This window comes from Streptomyces flaveolus, from assembly GCF_000716535.1.
GTDB lineage: Bacteria > Actinomycetota > Actinomycetes > Streptomycetales > Streptomycetaceae > Streptomyces > Streptomyces flaveolus_A.
The window spans coordinates 321,081-340,981 of record NZ_JNWV01000004.1 but is presented as its reverse complement, the minus strand read 5'-3'; the positions used below and the strand labels follow the sequence as shown (position 1 = coordinate 340,981).

General features: G+C 72.0%; 21 protein-coding genes and 1 riboswitch. Of the genes, 10 read left to right on the top strand and 11 right to left on the bottom strand.

Annotated features, from left to right (window positions below; genetic code table 11):
* Positions 1 to 179: 179 nt before the first annotated feature.
* The 5 genes from OO52_RS05305 (at position 180) to OO52_RS05285 (ending at position 3,072) form a co-directional block, all read left to right on the top strand.
* Positions 180 to 590, top strand: a complete 411-nt coding sequence (locus OO52_RS05305; protein WP_030641453.1) for a VOC family protein — start codon at positions 180 to 182, stop codon at positions 588 to 590.
* A 95-nt stretch (positions 591 to 685) separates the two neighbouring features.
* A complete protein-coding gene (locus OO52_RS05300) occupies positions 686 to 1,093 on the top strand; it encodes a hypothetical protein (RefSeq protein ID WP_030641451.1) in 408 nt (135 codons plus the stop codon).
* Between the two features lie 5 nt (positions 1,094 to 1,098).
* The gene (locus OO52_RS05295; protein ID WP_051818235.1) at positions 1,099 to 1,617 is read left to right on the top strand and encodes a thiol-disulfide oxidoreductase DCC family protein; all 519 of its coding nucleotides are present in this window, start codon (positions 1,099 to 1,101) and stop codon (positions 1,615 to 1,617) included.
* A 9-nt stretch (positions 1,618 to 1,626) separates the two neighbouring features.
* Complete coding sequence (locus tag OO52_RS05290) at positions 1,627 to 2,364, top strand: TetR/AcrR family transcriptional regulator (protein ID WP_030641446.1); 738 nt, start codon at positions 1,627 to 1,629, stop codon at positions 2,362 to 2,364.
* 90 nt (positions 2,365 to 2,454) lie between these two features.
* Entirely contained in the window at positions 2,455 to 3,072 is a 618-nt protein-coding gene (locus OO52_RS05285) for a Uma2 family endonuclease (protein ID WP_030641444.1), read from the top strand.
* Here the strand turns inward: OO52_RS05285 and OO52_RS05280 are convergent, their stop codons facing one another.
* From OO52_RS05280 to OO52_RS05270, 3 genes are all read right to left on the bottom strand, one after another.
* Positions 3,073 to 4,617, bottom strand: a complete 1,545-nt coding sequence (locus OO52_RS05280; protein ID WP_030641442.1) for an ABC transporter substrate-binding protein — start codon at positions 4,615 to 4,617, stop codon at positions 3,073 to 3,075.
* 225 nt (positions 4,618 to 4,842) lie between these two features.
* Complete coding sequence (locus tag OO52_RS05275; RefSeq protein ID WP_078961080.1) at positions 4,843 to 6,570, bottom strand: metallophosphoesterase; 1,728 nt, start codon at positions 6,568 to 6,570, stop codon at positions 4,843 to 4,845.
* Positions 6,571 to 6,586: 16 nt separating this feature from the next.
* Positions 6,587 to 6,826, bottom strand: a complete 240-nt coding sequence (locus OO52_RS05270; protein WP_030641438.1) for an SCO4848 family membrane protein — start codon at positions 6,824 to 6,826, stop codon at positions 6,587 to 6,589.
* Between the two features lie 91 nt (positions 6,827 to 6,917).
* Between OO52_RS05270 and OO52_RS05265 the strand changes: the two genes are divergently transcribed.
* Positions 6,918 to 8,177 (top strand): D-alanyl-D-alanine carboxypeptidase family protein, encoded by a 1,260-nt coding sequence (locus OO52_RS05265; protein ID WP_030641435.1) that lies wholly within the window; start codon positions 6,918 to 6,920, stop codon positions 8,175 to 8,177.
* Here OO52_RS05265 and OO52_RS05260 read toward each other — a convergent pair.
* The gene (locus tag OO52_RS05260) at positions 8,125 to 9,033 is read right to left on the bottom strand and encodes a YihY/virulence factor BrkB family protein (protein WP_030641433.1); all 909 of its coding nucleotides are present in this window, start codon (positions 9,031 to 9,033) and stop codon (positions 8,125 to 8,127) included. The two genes, OO52_RS05265 and OO52_RS05260, sit on opposite strands and share 53 nt — an antisense overlap.
* Positions 9,034 to 9,118: 85 nt before the next feature.
* Here OO52_RS05260 and OO52_RS05255 point away from each other — a divergent pair, with 85 nt between their 5' ends.
* Positions 9,119 to 9,874: a decaprenylphospho-beta-D-erythro-pentofuranosid-2-ulose 2-reductase gene (locus tag OO52_RS05255; protein ID WP_030641432.1), complete on the top strand. Its 756-nt coding sequence runs from the start codon at positions 9,119 to 9,121 to the stop codon at positions 9,872 to 9,874.
* Here the strand turns inward: OO52_RS05255 and OO52_RS05250 are convergent.
* From OO52_RS05250 to OO52_RS05240, 3 genes are all read right to left on the bottom strand, one after another.
* Positions 9,871 to 10,455: a 2'-5' RNA ligase family protein gene (locus OO52_RS05250; RefSeq protein WP_030641429.1), complete on the bottom strand. Its 585-nt coding sequence runs from the start codon at positions 10,453 to 10,455 to the stop codon at positions 9,871 to 9,873. The genes OO52_RS05255 and OO52_RS05250 overlap by 4 nt on opposite strands.
* Positions 10,456 to 10,604: 149 nt before the next feature.
* Positions 10,605 to 11,618, bottom strand: a complete 1,014-nt coding sequence (gene trpS / locus OO52_RS05245; RefSeq protein ID WP_030641427.1) for a tryptophan--tRNA ligase — start codon at positions 11,616 to 11,618, stop codon at positions 10,605 to 10,607.
* A gap of 100 nt (positions 11,619 to 11,718) precedes the next feature.
* A complete protein-coding gene (locus OO52_RS05240; protein WP_030641425.1) occupies positions 11,719 to 13,173 on the bottom strand; it encodes a glycine hydroxymethyltransferase in 1,455 nt (484 codons plus the stop codon).
* A gap of 34 nt (positions 13,174 to 13,207) precedes the next feature.
* Positions 13,208 to 13,296, bottom strand: a riboswitch (ZMP/ZTP riboswitch).
* 103 nt (positions 13,297 to 13,399) lie between these two features.
* Between OO52_RS05240 and rocD the strand changes: the two genes are divergently transcribed.
* Complete coding sequence (rocD, locus tag OO52_RS05235; RefSeq protein ID WP_030641423.1) at positions 13,400 to 14,608, top strand: ornithine--oxo-acid transaminase; 1,209 nt, start codon at positions 13,400 to 13,402, stop codon at positions 14,606 to 14,608.
* Here the strand turns inward: rocD and OO52_RS05230 are convergent, their stop codons facing one another.
* Entirely contained in the window at positions 14,609 to 15,070 is a 462-nt protein-coding gene (locus OO52_RS05230) for a nuclear transport factor 2 family protein (protein ID WP_030641421.1), read from the bottom strand.
* Between the two features lie 95 nt (positions 15,071 to 15,165).
* Here OO52_RS05230 and OO52_RS05225 point away from each other — a divergent pair, with 95 nt between their 5' ends.
* The gene (locus OO52_RS05225; protein WP_030641419.1) at positions 15,166 to 15,747 is read left to right on the top strand and encodes a TetR/AcrR family transcriptional regulator; all 582 of its coding nucleotides are present in this window, start codon (positions 15,166 to 15,168) and stop codon (positions 15,745 to 15,747) included.
* On the opposite strand, the gene OO52_RS05220 is transcribed toward OO52_RS05225, so the two are convergent.
* The gene (locus OO52_RS05220) at positions 15,744 to 16,928 is read right to left on the bottom strand and encodes a glutathionylspermidine synthase family protein (RefSeq protein ID WP_030641417.1); all 1,185 of its coding nucleotides are present in this window, start codon (positions 16,926 to 16,928) and stop codon (positions 15,744 to 15,746) included. The genes OO52_RS05225 and OO52_RS05220 overlap by 4 nt on opposite strands.
* 13 nt (positions 16,929 to 16,941) lie before the next feature.
* Positions 16,942 to 17,364, bottom strand: a complete 423-nt coding sequence (locus tag OO52_RS05215) for a hypothetical protein (RefSeq protein ID WP_030641415.1) — start codon at positions 17,362 to 17,364, stop codon at positions 16,942 to 16,944.
* A gap of 166 nt (positions 17,365 to 17,530) precedes the next feature.
* Here OO52_RS05215 and OO52_RS05210 point away from each other — a divergent pair, with 166 nt between their 5' ends.
* Complete coding sequence (locus OO52_RS05210) at positions 17,531 to 18,352, top strand: hypothetical protein (protein ID WP_030641413.1); 822 nt, start codon at positions 17,531 to 17,533, stop codon at positions 18,350 to 18,352.
* An 85-nt stretch (positions 18,353 to 18,437) separates the two neighbouring features.
* Here OO52_RS05210 and OO52_RS05205 read toward each other — a convergent pair whose 3' ends face one another.
* Positions 18,438 to 19,874 carry a PLP-dependent aminotransferase family protein gene (locus OO52_RS05205; RefSeq protein WP_030641412.1) on the bottom strand — a complete coding sequence of 479 codons (1,437 nt, stop codon included), beginning with the start codon at positions 19,872 to 19,874 and terminating at the stop codon, positions 18,438 to 18,440.
* Between the last annotated feature and the right edge of the window lie 27 nt (positions 19,875 to 19,901).

Sequence of the window (19,901 nt, the reverse complement as noted above, 5' to 3'; positions counted from 1 at the left end):
GGCCCTTGTCGTCCAGGCGTAAGTGCCGTCCAGGGCGGTCGCAGTGGCGTGTCGGAGTCCCGACCTGGACCCGGGCTTCCCGCAGTGAACCACTGACGGGGTCCACCTCCAGAGCCCCACCGGAGTCCGCTCCGGTGGGGCTCCTCGCTTCCCGGGGGCAAGAATCCTAATGTGACGACATGTCAGACGAAGAGTCGTACGAACTGCTCGGTTTCGACAACGTGCTGCTCCCCGTCGGCGACCTCGGCGAGGCCGTCGCCTTCTACGAGCGGGCCGGATTCGCCGTGGGCTTCCGGTTCGACGAGGGCGGCATCGCACAACTGAAGGTCGGCGGGGAGACGCCCGGCATCCTGCTGCGCGCCGAGGAGGAGCTGCGGCAGCGGACGCCGCCCTGGCCCTCGCCGCGCGTCTGGCTGGAGGTGCCGGACGCGCGGGCGGCGGCGCGAGAGCTGGCCGCCGCCGGCATCGAACCCCTGGACGAGGTCTTCCCGGTGGCCACCGGCTGGACGGTGGAGATCGCCGATCCCTGGGGGAACATCCTCGGCTTCACGGACTACACCAAGCGCCCGGCACTGGGCCGCAGAGCCTGAGACCCCCGTCACCGCACCTTCAGTTGAACGTGTTCAAAAACAGGTCTACAGTCATGCCTGTCAGCGTTTTGAACGCGTTCAAGAAGGGGTGGGGCATGGACCGCACCGTCATCGCCTACGTCATCTACCTGGTCGTCAGCATCGCGTTGACCGTCTGGGTGGCCCGCACGCTCAGCCGCAACGGCCGGATCTTCCTGGCGGACGTGCTGCGCGGCAACGAGAAGCTCGCGGACGCCGTCAACCACCTCCTGGTGGTCGGCTTCTACCTGGTCAACCTCGGCTTCGTGGCGCTGTACCTGGGGGACGACGAGACGATCGAGGACACCCGCGGCATCTTCGAGGCCCTGTCGACCAAGCTGGGCGTGGTCCTGCTGGTGCTCGGCGTGATGCACCTGGGCAACGTGTACGTGCTCAACAAGATCCGCCGGCGCGGGGTCATGGAGCGGGAGCAGGTCCCCCCGGTCGCCCCGCAGGAGTGGATCGCCCCGACGGCCGGGGCGTGACGGCCGTGACCGGCACGACCGCCGTGACCGGGACGGAGGGCCGGGGTGCCGCGGACGCCCCGGTCCGGGGGCTGACCGTCCTGTACGACGCCGAGTGCGCCCTGTGCGCCCATCTGCGCGACTGGCTGGCCCGCCAGCCCCGGCTGGTCCGGCTGGAACTGCTGCCGGCCGGCTCGGCCGAGGCCCGCAGCCGCTTCCCCGGGCTCGACCACGCCGCCTCCCTCGACGAGGTCACCGTCGTCGGCGACTCCGGGCAGGTCTACCGGGGCTCGCGCGCCTGGATCGTCGTCCTGTGGGCGCTGCGCGAACACCGCCCGCTCGCACACAAGCTGGCCGGGCCGGCCGGCGCCGGACTGGCCCGGGGCGCGGTGCTCGCGGCCGCGAAGTGGCGGGAGGCGCAGGGGCGGGGGGCGCAGTGGGGCGGCCAGGTGTACCGGCGGGCGGACGGCTGGTCGTACCACCCGCGTACGGGCTGGACCCACTCCCCGCCGTCCTGCTCCGGCGCCGCCCCCGCCACTCGTTAGGCTCCTACCGTGCCCGCGAAGAACGACGGCCCCGAAGCGGCCGGCCCCCAGAGCAGCAAGTCCGAGCAGACCCGTGCGCTGATCCTGGAGACCGCGATGCGGTTGTTCCAGGAGCGCGGGTACGACAAGACGACGATGCGGGCCATCGCCAAGGAGGCCGGGGTCTCCGTCGGCAACGCCTACTACTACTTCGAGGGCAAGGAACACCTGATCCAGGGCTTCTACGACCGGATCGCCGCCGAGCACCAGGCGGCGGTCCGGGAGGTCCTGGACCGGGAGACCGACCTGGAGGCGCGGCTCGCGGGCGTGCTGACCGTGTGGCTGGACATCGCCCGCCCGTACCACGAGTTCGCCGTCCAGTTCTTCAAGAACGCCGCCGACCCCGACAGCCCGCTCAGCCCCTTCTCGCCGGAGAGCGAGCACGCGCGCGAGCAGGCCATCAGCGTGCACCGGGAGGTGCTGGCCGGCTCGAAGTCGAAGGTGGCCCCCGAACTGCGGGACGTCCTTCCGGAGCTGATGTGGCTGGCCCAGATGGGTCTGGTCCTGTACTGGATCTTCGACCGCACGGAGGGGCGGGAGCGCAGTTACCGGCTGGCGCGGCGGGGGGCCCGCCTGACCGCCCGCGGTGTCTCGCTGGCCCGGTTCCGGGTGTTGCGGCCCCTGGTCCTGGAGGTCCATGAGCTGTTCACGGACTTCCTGCCGGGGATGACGAAGGTCCTGCCGGACCCGGGGCGGGAGGGCGAGTGATCACTTGCGGGTCAACGCGCGGGAACAGGACGCCCGGGGTTCCGGCTGCCTACGATGATGCTCTCGACACCAGCCCCTAGGAGGCACGCGATGTCCGCTGCATCCGTCGAGCAGCCCTTCGACGCCGACGAGCCGTTCTCCCTCACGGCCATCGCCGACGAGATCATGGAGCGCCATCCGGGCTACCGCGTCGAGATCATCGGAGGCCATCTCCTCGTGACCCCTTCACCGGATGCCCCCCACGCCCGCGTTCTGACCGATCTCATGATCCCCTTCCTCGCCGCCGGACTGCACGGCGTGGAGACCGAGGTACTCCAGAGCGTCGCGATCAAGCTCCCTACCGGGGCCGAGGACTACTGCATCCCCGACCTGGTCGTCGTGGACGCCGACATCGACGACCACTTCATCGAGAACAACGCCTACGACCCGGTCTGCTTCCGCCTGGTGCTGGAGGTGACCTCCGGCAACTGGCGGGACGACCTGAAGACCAAGGTCGGCGCGTACGCCGAGGCCAAGGTGCCCGTCTATCTCGTGGTCGACCGCAAGCACCAGCGCCTCCACGTCCTCACGGAGCCCGCCGGGAGCGAGTACACGAACCACCGTGTCCACGCCCCCGGCGAGACGGTGACGCTGCCCGACTCGATCGGCGCCGAGGTCGCGCTCGACGTGGAGCAGATCATCAAGGCCGGGCAGAAGAAGGCCGACTGATCAGATCCAGGTCAGCCGCCACAGCCGGAACACGCCCGTGCCGTCCGACAGGTACTGGCCGCCGCCCACGTCCTCGGTGCTGACCACGTACTCCTTGCGCTGCCAGAGCGGGATCAGCGGGACGTCCTCGGCCACGTCCGTCTGGATGTCCTTGAAGTCCTTCGCGGCCCGGGTGCGGTCGGCGTACTGCCGGCTGTCCAGGATGAGGTGGTCGACCAGCTTGTTGCTGTACCCGGTGCTCATGGTGGAGCCGGTGCCGACGAGCGGGCCGCCGAAGGTGTCCGGGTCGGGGTAGTCGGCGACCCAGCCGACCGCCCAGGCGTCCATCTTCCCGGCGGCCCAGCGCTTCTGGAAGTCGGTCCACTCGTAGCCCTTGACGTCCACCTTGAACAGGCCGCCCGCCTCCAGCTGCTTCTTCAGCTCCGCGGACTCCTCCGCACCCGCGCCCCGGCCGATGCCGTAGCCGAGGGTGAAGCGGACCGGCAGGCTCACACCGGCCTCGGTGAGCAGCCGGCGCGCCTTGTCGGTGCTCTGGGTCGGGTAGGAGTCGAAGAACGACGTGGTGTGGCCGGTGATGCCCGTCGGGATCAGCGAGTACAGCGGGTCGACCGTGCCCTCGTACACCGTCGTGGCGAGCTGCTCACGGTTGACCAGCCAGGCCATCGCCCGGCGCACCCGCACGTCGTGCAGCGGGGAACCGGAGCGGGTGTTGAGGTACAGGTTGCGGGTCTCGGCGCTGTCGGACTCGGTGACCCGCTGCCCGGGATCGCTCGGGTTCAGCTCGGAGAGCACGCCCGGCGGCAGGGTCCGGGTGGCGACGTCGACCTTCCGGCCCTTCCACGCCTGGTCCAGCTTCGCGGAGTCGGCGTAGTACCGCAGCTCGATCGGACGGCCGACGCCGCTGAGATAGCCCTTGTAGTGCTCGTTCGGCGCGAGGTCGGCCTTCTGGTCCTTGGCGTACGCCGTCAGCGTGTACGGCCCGGTGCCGTCGACGGCGGTGCCCGTGCGCAGAGCGTCGGCGGGGTACTTGTCCTTGTCCACGATCGAGCCGGCGCCGGTGGCGACCTTCTGCGGGAAGGTGGCGTCCGCGGACGAGAGGTGGAAGGTGACGGTGTGTTCGTCGTCGGCGGTCACCGAGGCGAGCGTGTCGAACAGGGACGCCGGGCCGACATCGGAGTTGATCTTCTTGACGCGCTCGAAGGAGTACTTCACGTCCTCGGCCGTCATGGCGCGCCCGCTCGGGAAGGTGATCCCCGAGCGCAGGGTGCACCGGTACGTCCGGAGGCCGCTGCCCTCGAACGCGCAGCTCTGCGCGGCGTCCGGGACCGGTTCGACCCCGCCCGGCTCGAAGGTCAGCAACGACTGGAACACGTTGCTGAACAACGCCCACGAACCGGCGTCATAGGCGCCGGCCGGGTCGAGTGCGGTGACCGCGTCCGTCGTGCCGACGGTGATGGTCTTGTCCTTGTCCTCCTGCGACGGCAGCAGCTGCCGGCCGCCGATCCCCACGACGGCCAGCACAAGCAGCGTCACGAGAATCCGCATGCGAACAGATCGCATGGTGGTGCCCTCCCCAGGCCCGTCAAGGCCCTACCCCTGGCCCAGCATGAATCGGCCACTCCCCTAAGTGGCGCGGCTCACCTAATCACACCGGTTTCACTGCGGGGAAGGGCTTTCTGACCAGTTGTGAAAGAACTTACCGAGGCGTTGTTTTCCGCCGGGTTTCACAGCTCGTCCACAGGCGTGGGAGCCGGTCGAGCGGGTGGCGGCTCACGCGCGTGTGGCGGCCAGTTCGATCACCGTCACGTCCGACGGCGCCCCCACGCGCGTGGGCGGGCCCCAGGCACCCGCGCCTCTGCTGACGTACAACTGCGTGTCGCCGTAGCGGTCGAGACCGGCGACCGTCGGGTTGGCCGCGGCGGCGAGGAGGCTGCCGGGCCAGAGCTGGCCGCCGTGGGTGTGGCCGGAGAGCTGGAGGTCGACGCCGTGGCGGACGGCCTCGTGGATCTGCACCGGCTGGTGGGCGAGCAGCACGCACGCGCGTGCCGGGTCCCGGTCGTCGAGCGCCTTGGCGAAGTCGGGGCCCTGGCCCTCGCTCTCGCCCTGGACGTCGTTGACGCCGGCCAGGTCGAAGTACGGCAGCTCGGTGCGGGCGTTCTGGAGCGGGTGCAGGCCGAGGTCGCGGACCTCCGCGATCCACTGCTCGGCGCCGGAGAAGTACTCGTGGTTGCCCGTGACGAAGTACGCGCCGTGGCGGGCGCTGAGCCGGGCGAGGGGCGCGGCGGCCGGGCCGAGGTCCTTGACGCTGCCGTCGACCAGGTCACCGACGACCGCGATCAGGTCCGGCTGGGTGGCGTTGACCGTGTCGACGACCCGCTGGGCGAAGCCGCGGCCGAGGACGGGGCCGAGGTGGATGTCGCTGACGACGGCTATGCGGAAGCCGTTCGCTGCTCGCGGGAGTTTGGCCAGCGGGACGGTGACGCGTCTGACCCGGGGGCCCCGGAGGACTCCGTAGGTGCCGTGGCCCACTGTCGCCACGGCGGCGGTCGTGACGGCACCGGCGAGCAGGCGGGAGACGACGAGACGCCGGGTGGGTTCTTGGACGCCAGGTTCCGGTGCCCGTTCCGGTGCCGGTGCCTGTGCCGGTGGTGCCGGTGCCTGTGCCGGTGCCTCAGTGACCGCCCCAGGGGGCTCCGCCCCCTGGACCCCCGGCCCCTGCCCACCCACCACCCGACTCGGTCGGCCGAGAGGCGAAGCCACGGGGTCCGGACTCGGGCGGCCGGAAGGTGAAACCGCAGCGTCCGGACTCGGGCGGTCGGGAGCTGAAGCGACCCGGTCCCGGATCGGGCGGTCGGAAGCTGAAGCGACCGGGTCCGGGCTCGGGCGGTCGGAAGGTGAAACCGCAGCGTCCGGACTCGGGTGGTCGGGAGCTGAAGCAACCGGGTCCCGGCTCGGGCGGCCGGAAGGTGAAACCGCAGCGTCCGGACTCGGGCGGTCGGGAGCTGAAGCAACCGGGTCCCGGCTCGGGCGGCCGGGAGCTGAAGCAACCGGGTCCGGGCTCGGGCGGTCGGAAGGTGAACCCGCAGGGTCCGGACTCGGGCGGCCGGAAGGTGAACCCACAGCGTCCGAGCTCGGGCGGCCGGAAGGTGAAGCCACGGCGTCCCGGGGTGAGGGCGGGACGCGTCGGCTCAGGCGGTTGAGAAGGGGGCGTACGGCCTCGGCCGCCAGTACTCCCAGCAGTAGGTACAGCGCCAGCGCCAGCCACAGGAAGCCCGGCCAGGCCAGGGAGCGCTGGAGCCAGAAGGGCGCGCCCGTGCGTTCGGCCACCAGGGCTCCGGCCGTCAGGACCGGGCCGGTGACGAACAGTGCCGTGCCGGCGCGACGGGCCGGGCCCGGGCCGCGTGTGGTGTCGCGGACCAGGCGCCGCCACACGTACCGGTGCAGGCCCGCCACGACCGCCAGGACGGCCAGGGCGACGAGCGCGAAGACGATGACCACCCCGACCGGTCCCCCGCTATGAGTTCCGGCGCAGTGCGCGCAGACCGCGCAACCCGATGACCCCGATGACCGTCCCCAATACGAAGGAGACGACCGCCAGCAGCAGATGGACCCAGAAGTACGCGGTCGGGTGACCGTCGTCGAAGGCGAGCCCGCTGCTGTCCTTGACCAGGTTCTTGACGAAAGTGACCCAGATGACCCAGGACCACACCCCGAACGCGAGCAGGAACCAGGAGACCGGGCGGCTGAGCTTCATGAGTCCAGTATCGCCGTCCCGTGTCCGGTTCCGTGTCGGGGGTGGGGCGGGACGCGGGACTTCGCGGGCGGGTGCAGGTACTTTCTCGACCGTGTCCGCACCGAAGACGACCGTCAGGCGATCCCTGCTGGTCACCTCCGCCACCCTGCTGTCCCTGTCCGTCACCGCGCCCGCCGCCCTCGCCGCGCCGACCCCCTCCACGACCCCGACGGCCACGCCCCCGGCCCAGATGTCCACCGTGGGCGGCGCCCGGCTCGGCATGCCCGGCACGCAGGTCAACCTCGCCCCCGGCGTGCCGGTCCTGCCCAAGGACCTCACCGCCCGCTCCTGGATCGTCTCCGACGCCGAGTCCGGGGAGGTCCTCGCCGCGCACAACGCGCACTGGGCGCTGCCCCCGGCGAGCACGCTGAAGATGCTGTTCGCGGACACCGTGCTGCCCCGGTTTCCCAAGGGCACCCAGCACAAGGTGGCGCCCTCGGACCTCAAGGGCGTGGGCGTCGGCTCCAGCGTGGTCGGGATAAAGGAGGGCGCCACCTACTCCGTCCACGACCTGTGGCTCGGGGTCTTCCTGCGCTCGGGCAACGACGCCGTGCACGTGCTGTCCCAGATGAACGGCGGCATCAAGCAGACCGTCCAGGACATGCAGGACCACGCCGAGGAACTCCAGGCGCTGGACACGCACGTGGTCTCACCGGACGGCTACGACGCCCCGGGTCAGGTGTCGTCGGCGTACGACCTGACGCTGTTCGCCCGCTCCGGGCTCCAGAAGAAGGACTTCCGCGACTACTGCTCGACGGTGAGCGCGAAGTTCGGCTCCGCCGAGATCCGGAACACCAACCGGCTGCTGAGCGGCGACACCGACGTCCCGGTCTACCAGGGCATCGCGGGCGTGAAGAACGGCAACACCACGCACGCGGGCGCCACCTTCACCGGGGTCGCCGAGCGGAACGGCAAGGTGCTGCTGGTCACGGTGATGAACCCGGAGAAGCGCGAGCACAACGAGGTCTACAAGGAGACCGCGAAGCTGTTCGACTGGGGCTTCCAGGCCGTCGGCAAGGTCAACGCGGTGGGCGAGCTGGTGCCGCCGAAGAGCGCCGCGTCGGCCACCCCGCAGCCCGGCCCCAGCACGTCCGCCGCGCAGGACCCGGGGCAGGGGTCGGTGCAGGCGGCCGGGAGCGGCGGGCCGGGGGCGAAGCCCGTGGCGAGCGCCGCCGCCGGGTCCGGCTCCAGCGGGGTCGGCATCGCCCTGGCCGTCGCGGGCGGGCTGCTGGTGCTGCTCGGCGGCGGGGCGTTCCTGGTCAACCGCCGATGGCCGCTGCCGGACCTGATGCGCCGTCGGGCGCGTCCCTGAGGTCCGCCTCCTTGCTCGGCGTCGCCGTCCAGGCGGCGCAGAACAGGACCAGTTTGGCGGTGAAGTTGATCCACAGCAGCAGTGCCACGGGGACGCCGAACGCGCCGTACATGCTCTTCGCGGCGACCCCCTGGATGTAGCCGCTGAGGAGCAGCTTCAGCAGTTCGAAGCCGATCGCGCCGAGCAGCGCGGCGACCAGCAGGCGGCGGCGCGGCGGCTCGACCCCGGGCAGCAGGGTCAGGACGTAGAGCAGGACGAGGAAGTCGGCGAGCACGGCGACGGCGAACGCGGCGATCTGCAACAGGACGCTGCCCCAGCTGTGTTCGTCCAGGCCGATCCGCCGGGAGATCAGGCCGACGGCGGCCGAGGCGAGGGTGGACGCGGCGAGGGTGACCAGCAGGGCGCCGCCGAAGCCGAGCAGGATGCCCGCGTCCTTGGCCTTGGTGACGACCGGGTTCTCCTCGCGGTCGGGCAGCTCCCACACCGCGCGCAGGCAGTCCCGCACCTGGCCGACCCAGCCGATGCCGGTGAACAGCAGGACCGCGCCCGCGATGACGCCGACCGTGCCCGCGTTCTGCACCAGGGAGGTGAGGTCCAGTTGGTCGGACAGGCCCGGGAACTGGTCGGCGATCCGGTGCTCCACGGTCTTCTGGCTGGCCGGGCTGAGCGTGGCGGCGGCGATCGCGGCGGCCACGGTCAGCAGCGGGAACAGCGCCACGAAGCTGACGAACGTCATGGCGGCGGCCAGCCGGGCCCATTTGACCCGGTCCAGCCGCTCGTAGCACCGCCACGCGTGCGTGAGCATCAGCCGGGTGACGATCGGCCCGATGCCCGGGAGCCTCTTCAGCCAGTCCATGATCCGACTGTGCCCGCTGCGCATGGGCGTCAACACCGCGTTTCTTCAGCGGAACGGTCATATGTGAGCGATACGGTCGGCTGTCATGAAGGACGCCACCGATCTGCCCCAGTCCCTGCTCGTCCTCGGCGGCACGTCCGAGATCGCGCTGGCCACCGCGCGCCGGCTGATCGTCCGCCGCACCCGCACGGTGTGGCTGGCGGGCCGCCCCTCCCCGGCGCTGGAGAACGCCGCCGGGAGCCTGCGCGCGCTCGGCGCGGACGTGCACACCGTCGCCTTCGACGCGCTCGACCCCGAGTCCCACGAGGCCGCCCTCGGCAAGGTGTTCGCCGACGGACCCGTCGACATGGTGCTGCTCGCCTTCGGCATCCTCGGCGACCAGGCGCACGACGAGCGCGACCCGGTGCGGGCCGTGCGGGTCGCCCAGACCAACTACACCGGGGCCGTCTCGGCCGGCCTGGTCGCCGGGCGTGCCCTGCAAACCCAGGGCCACGGCTGCCTCGTCGTGCTGTCCTCCGCCGCCGCCGAACGCGCCCGCCGCGCCGACTTCATCTACGGCTCCAGCAAGGCCGGCCTCGACGTCTTCGCCCAGGGCCTCGGCGACGCCCTGCACGGCACCGGCGTCCGCGTCATGGTCGTACGCCCCGGGTCCGTCCGGACGGGAAAGACGGCCGGCGGGATGTGGACGCCGCTCACCAGCACACCGGAGGCGGTCGCCACGGCCATCGAACTGGGCCTGCGCCGCCGCTCGGAGACGGTGTGGGTGCCCGGTGCGCTCCGTCCGCTGATGGCGGCCCTGCGGCACGCGCCCCGTGTGGTGTACCGCCGGCTGATGGCCTAACGGCTGGCGATCGTGCCCCGTTCCACTTCCGTGTGGCCCGGCTGGGGCGGTACGACGGGCCCCCCGAAGGTGTACTCGCGCAGCTTGCGCCAGACGCCGTCGGCGCCTTGTTCGTACAGCGCGAAGCCGGTGCACGGCCATTCGGCCGCGAAGTCCGCCAGTTCCTCGAAGGCGCGGTCCATGGCCGCGTCCTCGATGCCGTGCGCGACGGTGACGTGCGGGTGGTACGGGAACTGCAGCTCGCGCGCCACCGGCCCGGAGTCCTCCCGGATGCGCTGCTGGAGCCAGGCGCACGCGTCGGCGCCCTGGACGACCCGCACGTAGACCACCGGCGACAGGGGCCGGAAGGTGCCGGTGCCGGACAGCCGCATCGGGAACGGCCGGCCGGCGGTGGCGACCTCGGCGAGGTGCGCGTCGATCGCCGGCAGGTCGGCCTCGTCCACCTCGGTCGGCGGCAGCAGCGTGACGTGCGTGGGGATGCCGTGAGCCGCGGCGTCGCCGAAGCCCGCGCGCCGCTCCTGGAGCAGGCTGCCGTGAGGCTCCGGGACCGCGATCGACACGCCGATCGTTACGGTCCCCACGTCGTCTCCTGTCGTCGCATCTGTCGTCTTCTCGGCCGTCTCGTCCCGGCCGTCGGCTATCGACTGTACGGCCACGGATGTCCTTCGGGCAGGCGCAGCGGAAGTGATGTGCAGCGCTCTGCCCGCGCGGACCCGTGCGGTCGTACGCCTCAGTGCTTGGCCGGGAGGAAGCCCACGCGGTCGTACGCCTGCGCGAGGGTCTCGGCGGCGACGGCACGCGCCTTCTCGGCGCCCTTGGCGAGGATCGCGTCGAGCGTCTCGGAGTCGTCCAGGTACTGCTGGGTCCGCTCGCGGAACGGCGTGACGAACTCGACCATGACGTCGGCGAGGTCGGTCTTGAGCGCGCCGTACATCTTGCCCTCGTACTCCTGCTCCAGTGCGGCGACGGTCTTGCCGGTGAGCGTGGAGTAGATGGTGAGGAGGTTGGAGACGCCCGGCTTGTTCTCGGCGTCGTAACGGATCACCGTGTCGGTGTCGGTGACGGCGCTCTTGACCTTCTTGGCCGTGGTCTTCGGCTCGTCGAGGAGGTTGATGAGGCCCTTCGGCGTGGACGCCGACTTGCTCATCTTGACCGTCGGGTCCTGGAGGTCGTAGATCTTCGCCGTCTCCTTGAGGATGTACGGCTTCGGGATCGTGAAGGTGTCGCCGAAGCGGCCGTTGAAGCGCTCGGCGAGGTCGCGGGTCAGCTCGATGTGCTGGCGCTGGTCCTCGCCGACGGGCACCTCGTTCGCCTGGTACAGCAGGATGTCCGCGACCTGGAGGATCGGGTACGTGAAGAGGCCGACGGACGCCCGGTCGGCGCCCTGCTTGGCGGACTTGTCCTTGAACTGGGTCATGCGGCTGGCCTCGCCGAAGCCGGTGAGGCAGTTCATGATCCAGGCGAGCTGGGCGTGCTCGGGGACGTGGCTCTGCACGAAGAGCGTGCAGCGGTCCGGGTCCAGCCCGGCGGCCAGGAGCTGGGCTGCGGCGAGCCGGGTGTTGGCGCGCAGTTCCCTCGGGTCCTGCGGGACCGTGATCGCGTGCAGGTCGACGACCATGTAGAAGGCGTCGTGGGACTCCTGGAGGGCCACCCACTGGCGGACGGCGCCGAGGTAGTTGCCGAGGTGGAACGAGCCGGCGGTGGGCTGGATGCCGGAGAGCACGCGAGGTCGGTCATTCGCCATGCCCCCATTCTCGCAGAGAGCCCGGGTGGCTCGGTGCGTGGGGAACTGCGGACCGTGACGGGCTGGTCGCGCAGTTCCCCGCGCCCCTTTCGGGGGCGCTTCAGCCGAGGTCGACCTCCGGGTACAGCGGGAAGCCCGCCACCAGGTCGGTGGCTCGCTGGGAGATCTCCTGGGCGACCTTCTCGTCCAGGACGTGGGCCGCCTTCGACGGGGCGCCGGACTTGGTGGTGCCCGGTTCGGTGGTGGTGAGGACGCGGTCGATCAGGCCCGCCACCTCGTCCATCTCCGCGGTGCCGAGGCCGCGGGTGGTGAGCGCCGGGGTGCCGATGCGGATGCCGGAGGTGTACCAGGCGCCGTTCGGGTCGGCCGGGATGGCGTTGCGGTTGGTGACGATGCCCGAGTCGAGCAGGGCGGCCTCGGCCTGGCGGCCGGTGAGGCCGTAGGAGGTGGCGACGTCGATCAGGCAGAGGTGGTTGTCGGTGCCGCCGGTGACGAGGGTGGCGCCGCGGCGCATCAGGCCCTCGGCGAGGGCACGGGAGTTGTCCACGATGCGCTGGGCGTAGTCCTGGAAGGCGGGCTGCCGGGCCTCGGCCAGGGCGACGGCCTTGGCGGCCATGACGTGCGGGAGCGGGCCGCCGAGGACCATCGGGCAGCCGCGGTCCACCTGGTCCTTGAGGGAGTCGTCGCACAGCACCATGCCGCCGCGCGGGCCGCGCAGCGACTTGTGGGTGGTCGTGGTGACGATCTGGGCGTGCGGGACCGGGTCGAAGTCGCCGGTGAGGACCTTGCCCGCGACCAGGCCGGCGAAGTGCGCCATGTCGACCATGAGGGTGGCGCCGACCTCGTCGGCGATCTCGCGCATGATCCGGAAGTTCACCAGCCGGGGGTACGCGGAGTAGCCCGCGACGATGATCAGCGGCTTGAACTCGCGGGCCTGGGCGCGCAGGGCCTCGTAGTCGATCAGGCCGGTGGCCGGGTCGGTGCCGTAGGAGCGCTGGTCGAACATCTTGCCGGAGATGTTCGGGCGGAAGCCGTGGGTGAGGTGGCCGCCGGCGTCCAGGGACATGCCGAGCATGCGCTGGTTGCCGAAGGCCTGGCGCAGCTCGGCCCAGTCGGCCTCGGTCAGGTCGTTGACCTGGCGGGCGCCGGTCTTCTCCAGGAAGGGCGCCTCGACGCGGTCGGCGAGGACGGCCCAGAAGGCGACGAGGTTGGCGTCGATGCCGGAGTGCGGCTGGACGTAGGCGTGGCGGGCGCCGAAGAGTTCGCGGGCGTGCTCGGCGGCGAGGGACTCGACGGTGTCGACGTTGCGGCAGCCGGCGTAGAAGCGGCGGCCGACGGTGCCCTCGGCGTACTTGTCGCTGAACCAGTTGCCCATCGCGAGCAGGGTCGCCGGGGAGGCGTAGTTCTCCGAGGCGATCAGCTTGAGCATCTCGCGCTGGTCGGTGACCTCCTGGCCGATGGCGTCGGCGACGCGCGGCTCGACGGCGCGGATCACGTCCAGGGCGGCACGGAAGGCGGTCGACTCGGTGGAGAGGGAGGCGGAATTCTCGGGCATCGGGGGACCTCCGGACGGTGTGCGTACAGCGTTCACGTTCGGCCCAGGCGCACGGCACTCTTCCCGCTCGGGCCGCTCCCTGATGGTCCGTCCCATCCCAGCGCGCCAGTCACGGCCCTCGCGTCAGCCTACCGGGCGCGCCGCGCGGGGCAGGTCCCGCGTCCACCATGCGAGCGAGGATAAGAAGGAGGTCACCGTCGAGTCCGCGTCGTCTCCGGGAGTGGCCGTGACCGCTGCAGAGGACCTCATCGCCGCCGCCGACGCGCACTGCGCGCCCACCTACGACCCGCTGCCGGTGGTGATCGCCACGGGCGAGGGGGCGTGGCTGACGGATGTGGCGGGGCGGCGCTATCTGGATCTGCTGGCCGGCTACTCGGCGCTGAACTTCGGGCACGGCAACCGGCGGCTGGCCGAGGCGGCCCGGCGGCAGCTCGACCGGGTGACGCTGACCTCCCGCGCCGTCCACCACGACCGGTTCGCCGCGTTCTGCACGGAGCTCGCCGAGCTGTGCGGGATGGAGATGGTGCTGCCCGTGAACACGGGCGCGGAGGCGGTGGAGAGCGCGGTGAAGACGGCCCGGAAGTGGGGCTACCGGGTGAAGGGGGTGCCCGGGGAGATGGCGAAGATCGTCGTGGCGGGCGGCAACTTCCACGGTCGTACGACCACGGTGATCAGCTTCTCCACCGATCCGGAGGCGCGGGCGGACTTCGGGCCGTACACGCCGGGGTTCGAGATCGTGCCGTACGGGGACCTGACCGCGATGCGGTCGGCGCTGACGGAGAACACGGTGGCCGTGCTGCTGGAGCCGATCCAGGGCGAGTCGGGGGTGATCGTGCCGCCGGCCGGTTATCTGGCCGGGGTGCGGGAGCTGACCCGTGAGCGGAACGTCCTCTTCGTCGCCGACGAGATCCAGTCGGGCCTGGGGCGCACCGGGCGGACCTTCGCGTGCGAGCACGAGGGGGTCGTGCCGGACGTGTATGTGCTGGGCAAGGCGCTGGGCGGCGGGATCCTGCCGGTGTCGGCGGTGGTGTCGAGCGCGGCGGTGCTCGGGGTGTACCGGCCGGGCGAGCACGGGTCGACGTTCGGCGGGAATCCGCTGGCCTGCGCGGTGGCGCTGGAGGTGATCGCGATGCTGCGGACCGGCGAGCACCAGGAAAGGGCGGCGCGGCTGGGCGAGCGGCTGCACGGGAAGCTGGGCGAGCTGCTCGGCGCGGGCGGGGTGACGGCGGTGCGGGGGCGGGGGCTGTGGGCCGGGGTGGACGTCTCCCCGGCGGTGGGCACCGGGCGGGAGGTCTCCGAGCGGCTGCTGGCCCGTGGGGTCCTGGTGAAGGACACCCACGGGCCGACCGTCCGGATCGCGCCGCCGCTGGTGATCGGCGAGGAGGACCTGGACTGGGGGGTGGAGCAGCTACGGGCGGTGCTGTCCGGGGGCTGATCAGTGGAGGGGGAAGTCGGCGCCGTGCTCGTCGGCGGGCCGGGGTCCGAAGATGCGCCGGTCGGACTCCTCGATGGCCACGTCGTTGATGCTGGCCTCGCGGCGGAGCATCAGGCCGTGCTCGTCGAACTCCCAGAGCTCGTTGCCGTAGGAGCGCCACCACTGGCCGTCGGCGTCGCGGCACTCGTACTGGAAGCGGACGGCGATGCGGTTGTCGTGGAAGCTCCACAGGCCCTTGCGCAGCGCGTAGTCCCGCTCGCGCTCCCACTTCTCGGTGAGGAAGGCGACGATCTCCTCGCGGCCGGTGACGAACCGGTCCCGGTTCCGCCAGACGGAGTCCGGGGTGTAGGCGAGGGCCACCCGGTGGGGGTCCCGGGTGTTCCAGGCGTCCTCGGCCGCCTGCACCTTCTGCAGAGCGGTCTCCAGGGTGAACGGCGGGTAGGGCGGGCGGTCTTCGGACACGGTGACCTCCTCGGTCGGAGCGACGTTGAGAACGACCGTTCTCCGTTGATGGGACTACGATAGAGAACGCCCGTTCTCGACGTCAAGGAGATCCGATGCCCGCCGCCGTCACCGAGGAACAGAACAGCCTGGACCGCGAAGCGCTCCTGGACGCGGCGGAGCGGCTCTTCTACGCGCACGGCATCCAGGCGGTCGGCATGGACCGGGTCCGCGAGGCCTCCGGCCTGCCCCTGAAGCGGATATACCGGCTCTTCGCGACCAAGGAGGACCTGGTCGTCGCCATGCTCAGGCACCGCGACCGGCGCTGGCGCGGGGACCTCGCCGCCCACGTGGAGAGCGTCCAGGACCCCCGCGAACGGGTGCTCGCGGTCTTCGACTGGCTCGCCGCGTGGTTCGCGGAGCCCGGCTTCCGCGGCTGCGCCTGGATCAACGCCCACGGCGAACTCGGCTCGTCGTCCGAGGCGGTCCTGGCGGAGGTCCGCGCCCACAAGCGCGCCTTCCACGACCAGCTGACGGCCTGGGTCCGCGCCACCGGCGCGCCGGTGGCCGAACCGGTCTTCCTGCTCGCCGAGGGAGCCGTCGTCACCGCGGCCGTCACCGGCGACCCGGCCCCGGCGGCGCACGCGCGGGCGGCGGTGGAGACGCTGCTGGGGCCCGCTGAGGCGACCGCCGGCTAGAGGATCACGTGGGGCAGGAAGCGGGCGTACTCGTCGGTGATCAGGCCCGTGGACTCGCGGATGCCGAGGCCCGCGGGTTCGTCCCGCACGACCCAGGCGCCCAGGACCACGTGGTTGCCGTCGAAGGCGGGGAGAGGGGCCAACTGCTGGTAGCAGCAGGGCTCTTCGCGGAGGACCGGCGGGGCGCCGGGCTCGTGGACGGTGACGCCCTCGCCCTCGCGGCCGAGCAGGGGCTTGGCCACGTAGCCGGTCGTGCCGGCCAGTTCGCGGGGGCCGTCCAGGTAGGCGGGGAGGAGGTTCGGGTGGCCGGGGTACAGCTCCCAGAGGATGGCGAGGAGCGCCTTGTTGCTCAGGAGCATCTTCCAGGCCGGTTCGATCCACAGGGTGCTGCCGGTGCCGCCGCCGTTGTCCAGGGTGTCCAGGACGTGCCCGCCGAACGCGTCCGTGGTGAGCCACTCCCAGGGGTAGAGCTTGAAGATGCCGCGGATGAAGCGGAGTTGGTTGTCGACGAAGCGGCCGGAGAGGCTGTCCCAGCCGATCTCCTCCATGGCCAGCCAGTCGGTGGTGAGGCCGGCCTGTTCGGCGGTCTCCTTCAGGTAGGCGACCGTCATCAGGTCCTCGCCGAGTTCATCGGCCGAGGAGTGCGCGAAGTGGAGCGGGCTGCCGGGAGGGAGCAGCGCGGACTGGGCGCGCCAGGCGTCGACCAGGCGTTCGTGCAGGGAGTTCCACTGGTCGGCGCCGGGGAAACGGTCCTCCATCCAGAACCACTGCGGGGAGGCGGCCTCCACCAGCGAGGTCGGGGTGTCGGCGTTGTACTCCAGGAGCTTCGCCGGTCCCGTGCCGTCGTAGCGCAGGTCGAAACGGCCGTAGACGGACGGGAGTTCGGCACGCCGGTGCCAGGCCTCGGTGACCGCGGCGGCCACCCGCGGGTCGGTGATGCCGAGGTCCGCGAGACGGTTCTCGGACACGATGTGCCCGGCCGCGGCCAGGCACATGCGGTGGAGTTCCTCGACGGTCTCCTCCAGCGTCTCCACCTCGTCCAGGGTGAAGACGTAGTAGGCGCTCTCGTCCCAGTACGGGCGCAGCGAGCCGTCGGGGTGGCGGGTGAGCGGGTAGACCAGGCCCTGCGCCTCCACGGTCTGCTGCCAGCCGGGGCGGGGTGTGGTGGTACGGCGTTCCATGTGCGTGTTGTCGTCAGCCGCCGGAGCTGCCCTTGCCGCCGCCGAAGCCGCCGCGGTGGACTCCGCCGCTGCCGCTGTGGTGGTCGTCGTCATCGCCGGAGGAGCCGCCGCCCGAGCCCTTGCCGGGCTTGGTGAAGGAGCCGCCGTCGACCCAGCCGTTCTTCTCGTCGCCCTCGTAGTACCAGGCGGCGTCGGCCTTCTTCCTGACGGTCGTCTTCCTGCCCGGCGTCTTCTTGCCCGCCGTCTTCCCGGACGCGCCCGTGGTCTTGCAGTTCTTGTCCGAGACGACCTTGTACCCCTTGGCGAGGTTGTAGCTGTCCCGGTCGACGCAGCGCTTGTCCGGTTCGGACGAGCAGGCGGTGAGCGCGGCGGCCAGCAGGCCGACGCCGCCGAGGACGACCGTGCCGGAGCGGAGTGGTCGGCGTGTGCGGTCCATGGTGGTGTCTCCCCCGTCGGATTCGGATGCCCGGATTCGGATGCCCGGATTCGGATGCCCGGATTCGAATGCCGTGTTCGGCGGCCAGCCTAGAGATCGGTGTGAGTATTCCCCTCGGTGGGGCCTCGATCTGCCGCTCCCCTAGAGTCACTTCGTGCTGTTTGGAATGGTGTGCGCCGTTGGCGCGGCGGTCTGCTTCGGTACGGCGACGGTGTTGCAGGCGGTGGCTGCGCGGGCGGCGGGCGCCGAGGGGGCCGGCGGCGGGGACGCGGCGCTGCTGCTGCGGGCCCTGCGGCAGTGGCGGTATCTCGCCGGTCTCGCGCTGGACGGGCTGGGCTTCCTGCTCCAGATCGCGGCCCTGCGGTCGGTGCCGATCTACGCGGTGGGCGCGGCGCTGGCGGCCAGCCTCGCGGTGACGGCGGTGGTGGCGGCGCGGCTGCTCCGGGTCCGGCTGAGCGGGGTGGAGTGGGCCGCCGTGGGGGTGGTGTGCGCGGGGCTGGCCATGCTGGGGCTGGCCTCGGGCACCGAGGGCGACCGGGGCGGACCGGACTGGCTGCGGTACGCGATGGTCGCGGCGGCGCTGGGCGTGCTGCTGCTCGGCGGTGTCGGCGGGCGCCTGTCCGGCCGGACCCGGGCACTGCTGCTGGGGCTCGGCGCCGGGTTCGGGTTCGGGGTGGTGGAGGTGGCGGTACGGCTGATCGACTCCCTGCGGGTGGGGGGTCTGCTGGCCAACCCGGCCGCCTACGCGCTGCTGCTCGGCGGCGGCGCCGCGTTCCTGCTGCTCACCTCGGCCCTCCAGCGGGGCTCGGTGACCACCGCGACGGCCGGGATGGTGCTCGGCGAGACGATCGGGCCGGCCGCGGTCGGGGTGGTCTGGCTCGGGGACCGTACGCGGGAGGGGCTGGGATGGCTCGCCGCGCTGGGGTTCGCGGTGGCGGTGGTGGGGGCGCTGGCACTGGCCCGGTTCGGGGAGGCACCGGTGGAGTAGGTCCGCCTCGGGTTCGTCCCGCCGGTGCGGGTCGTGTGGGACCGGGCGGGAGGTTTCCCGCGCCCCCGATCGCGCCGACCGTCTCTCATGGCAGTACCCGGCACAGTGCCTCCAGCGCCCCGGCCCACGCGCTGTCCGGTGGTGTGCCGTAGCCGACGACCAGGGCGTCCAGTGGGTCGGTGACCGCCTGTGGGTGGCGGTGGTAGGAAAGACCGTGCAGGGCCAGGCCCTGCCATGCCGCCGCCTGGACCACCGACCCCTCCGTGCCGGGCGGGAGCCGCAGCACCGCGTGCAGACCGGCCGCGATCCCCGTGACCCGCACCTCCGGTGCCCGCTCGGTGACGGCGGTGGCGAGCGCGTCGCGGCGGCGCCGGTAGCGCAGGCGGGAGGAGCGGACGTGGCGGTCGTACGCGCCGGAGGTGAGGAACTCCGCGAGGGTGAGCTGTTCCAGCACGCCGACGGTGTCGGCCTGTCCCTTGGCCGAGGCCGCCTCCGCCGCCAGCGCCGGCGGGAGCACCATCCAGCCCAGCCGCAGCCCGGGCGCGAGCGACTTGCTGGCCGTGCCGAGGTAGACGACCCGGTCGGGGGCGAGGCCCTGCAACGCGCCGACGGGCTGGCGGTCGTAGCGGAACTCACCGTCGTAGTCGTCCTCCAGGACCAGGCCGCCGGTGCGCCGGGCCCAGGCGACGACGGCGGCCCGCCGGTCGGGGTGCAGGGCCGTGCCCATGGGGAACTGGTGCGCCGGGGTCAGCAGCACCGCGCCGGCGTTCCCCGGCACGACGGGATCGGTGCCCAGTTCGTCGTACGGCAGCGCGGGCGTGGCCAGGCCCGCGTTCCGCAGCAGCGCCCAGTGGACGTCCAGGCCGTACGACTCCACGGCCACCGTCCGCACCCCACGGGCCCTCAGCACCTTGCCGAGGATGGTCAGGGCGTGCGAGAAGCCCGCGGTGATGAGGATGGTGTCGGGGTCGGTGCGCACGCCGCGGGCCCGGGCGAGGTAGCCGGCGAGGGCGGTGCGCAGTTCGGGGCGGCCGCGCGGGTCGCCGTAGCCGAAGGCGCGGAAGGGGGCCGTGGCCAGGGCCCGGCGGGTGGCCTTCAGCCACTCGGTGCGCGGGAAGGCGGCGAGGTCGGGGGTGCCGGGGACGAGGTCGTGGAGGGGCCGGGCGGGGGCCCGGTGCGAGGTCACCGGGGTGGTGCCGGGGGACGTTCCGGCGGCGGGGGCCGTGCGGGTGCGGGAGGGCGCGCCGGTGCCGGGCGTGCCGGGTGCCACTCGGGTGCCGGAGCCCTGGCGGGCCGTGAGCCAGCCCTCCGCGACCAGGTCGGCGTAGGCCTCGGCGACGGTGTTGCGGGCGATGCCGAGGTCGACGGCGAGGGAGCGGGAGGACGGCAGCCGGGTGCCGGGGGCGAGCCGGCCGGAGCGGACCGCGTCCCGCAGGGCGTCGGTCAGCCCCCGGCGCAGGCCGCCCGACCCGCTCGGTTCGAGGTGCAGGTCGACGCCCAGAGTGGCCCACGATTCCGCCATGGAAATGGACCATACTCCTGGGCTGCC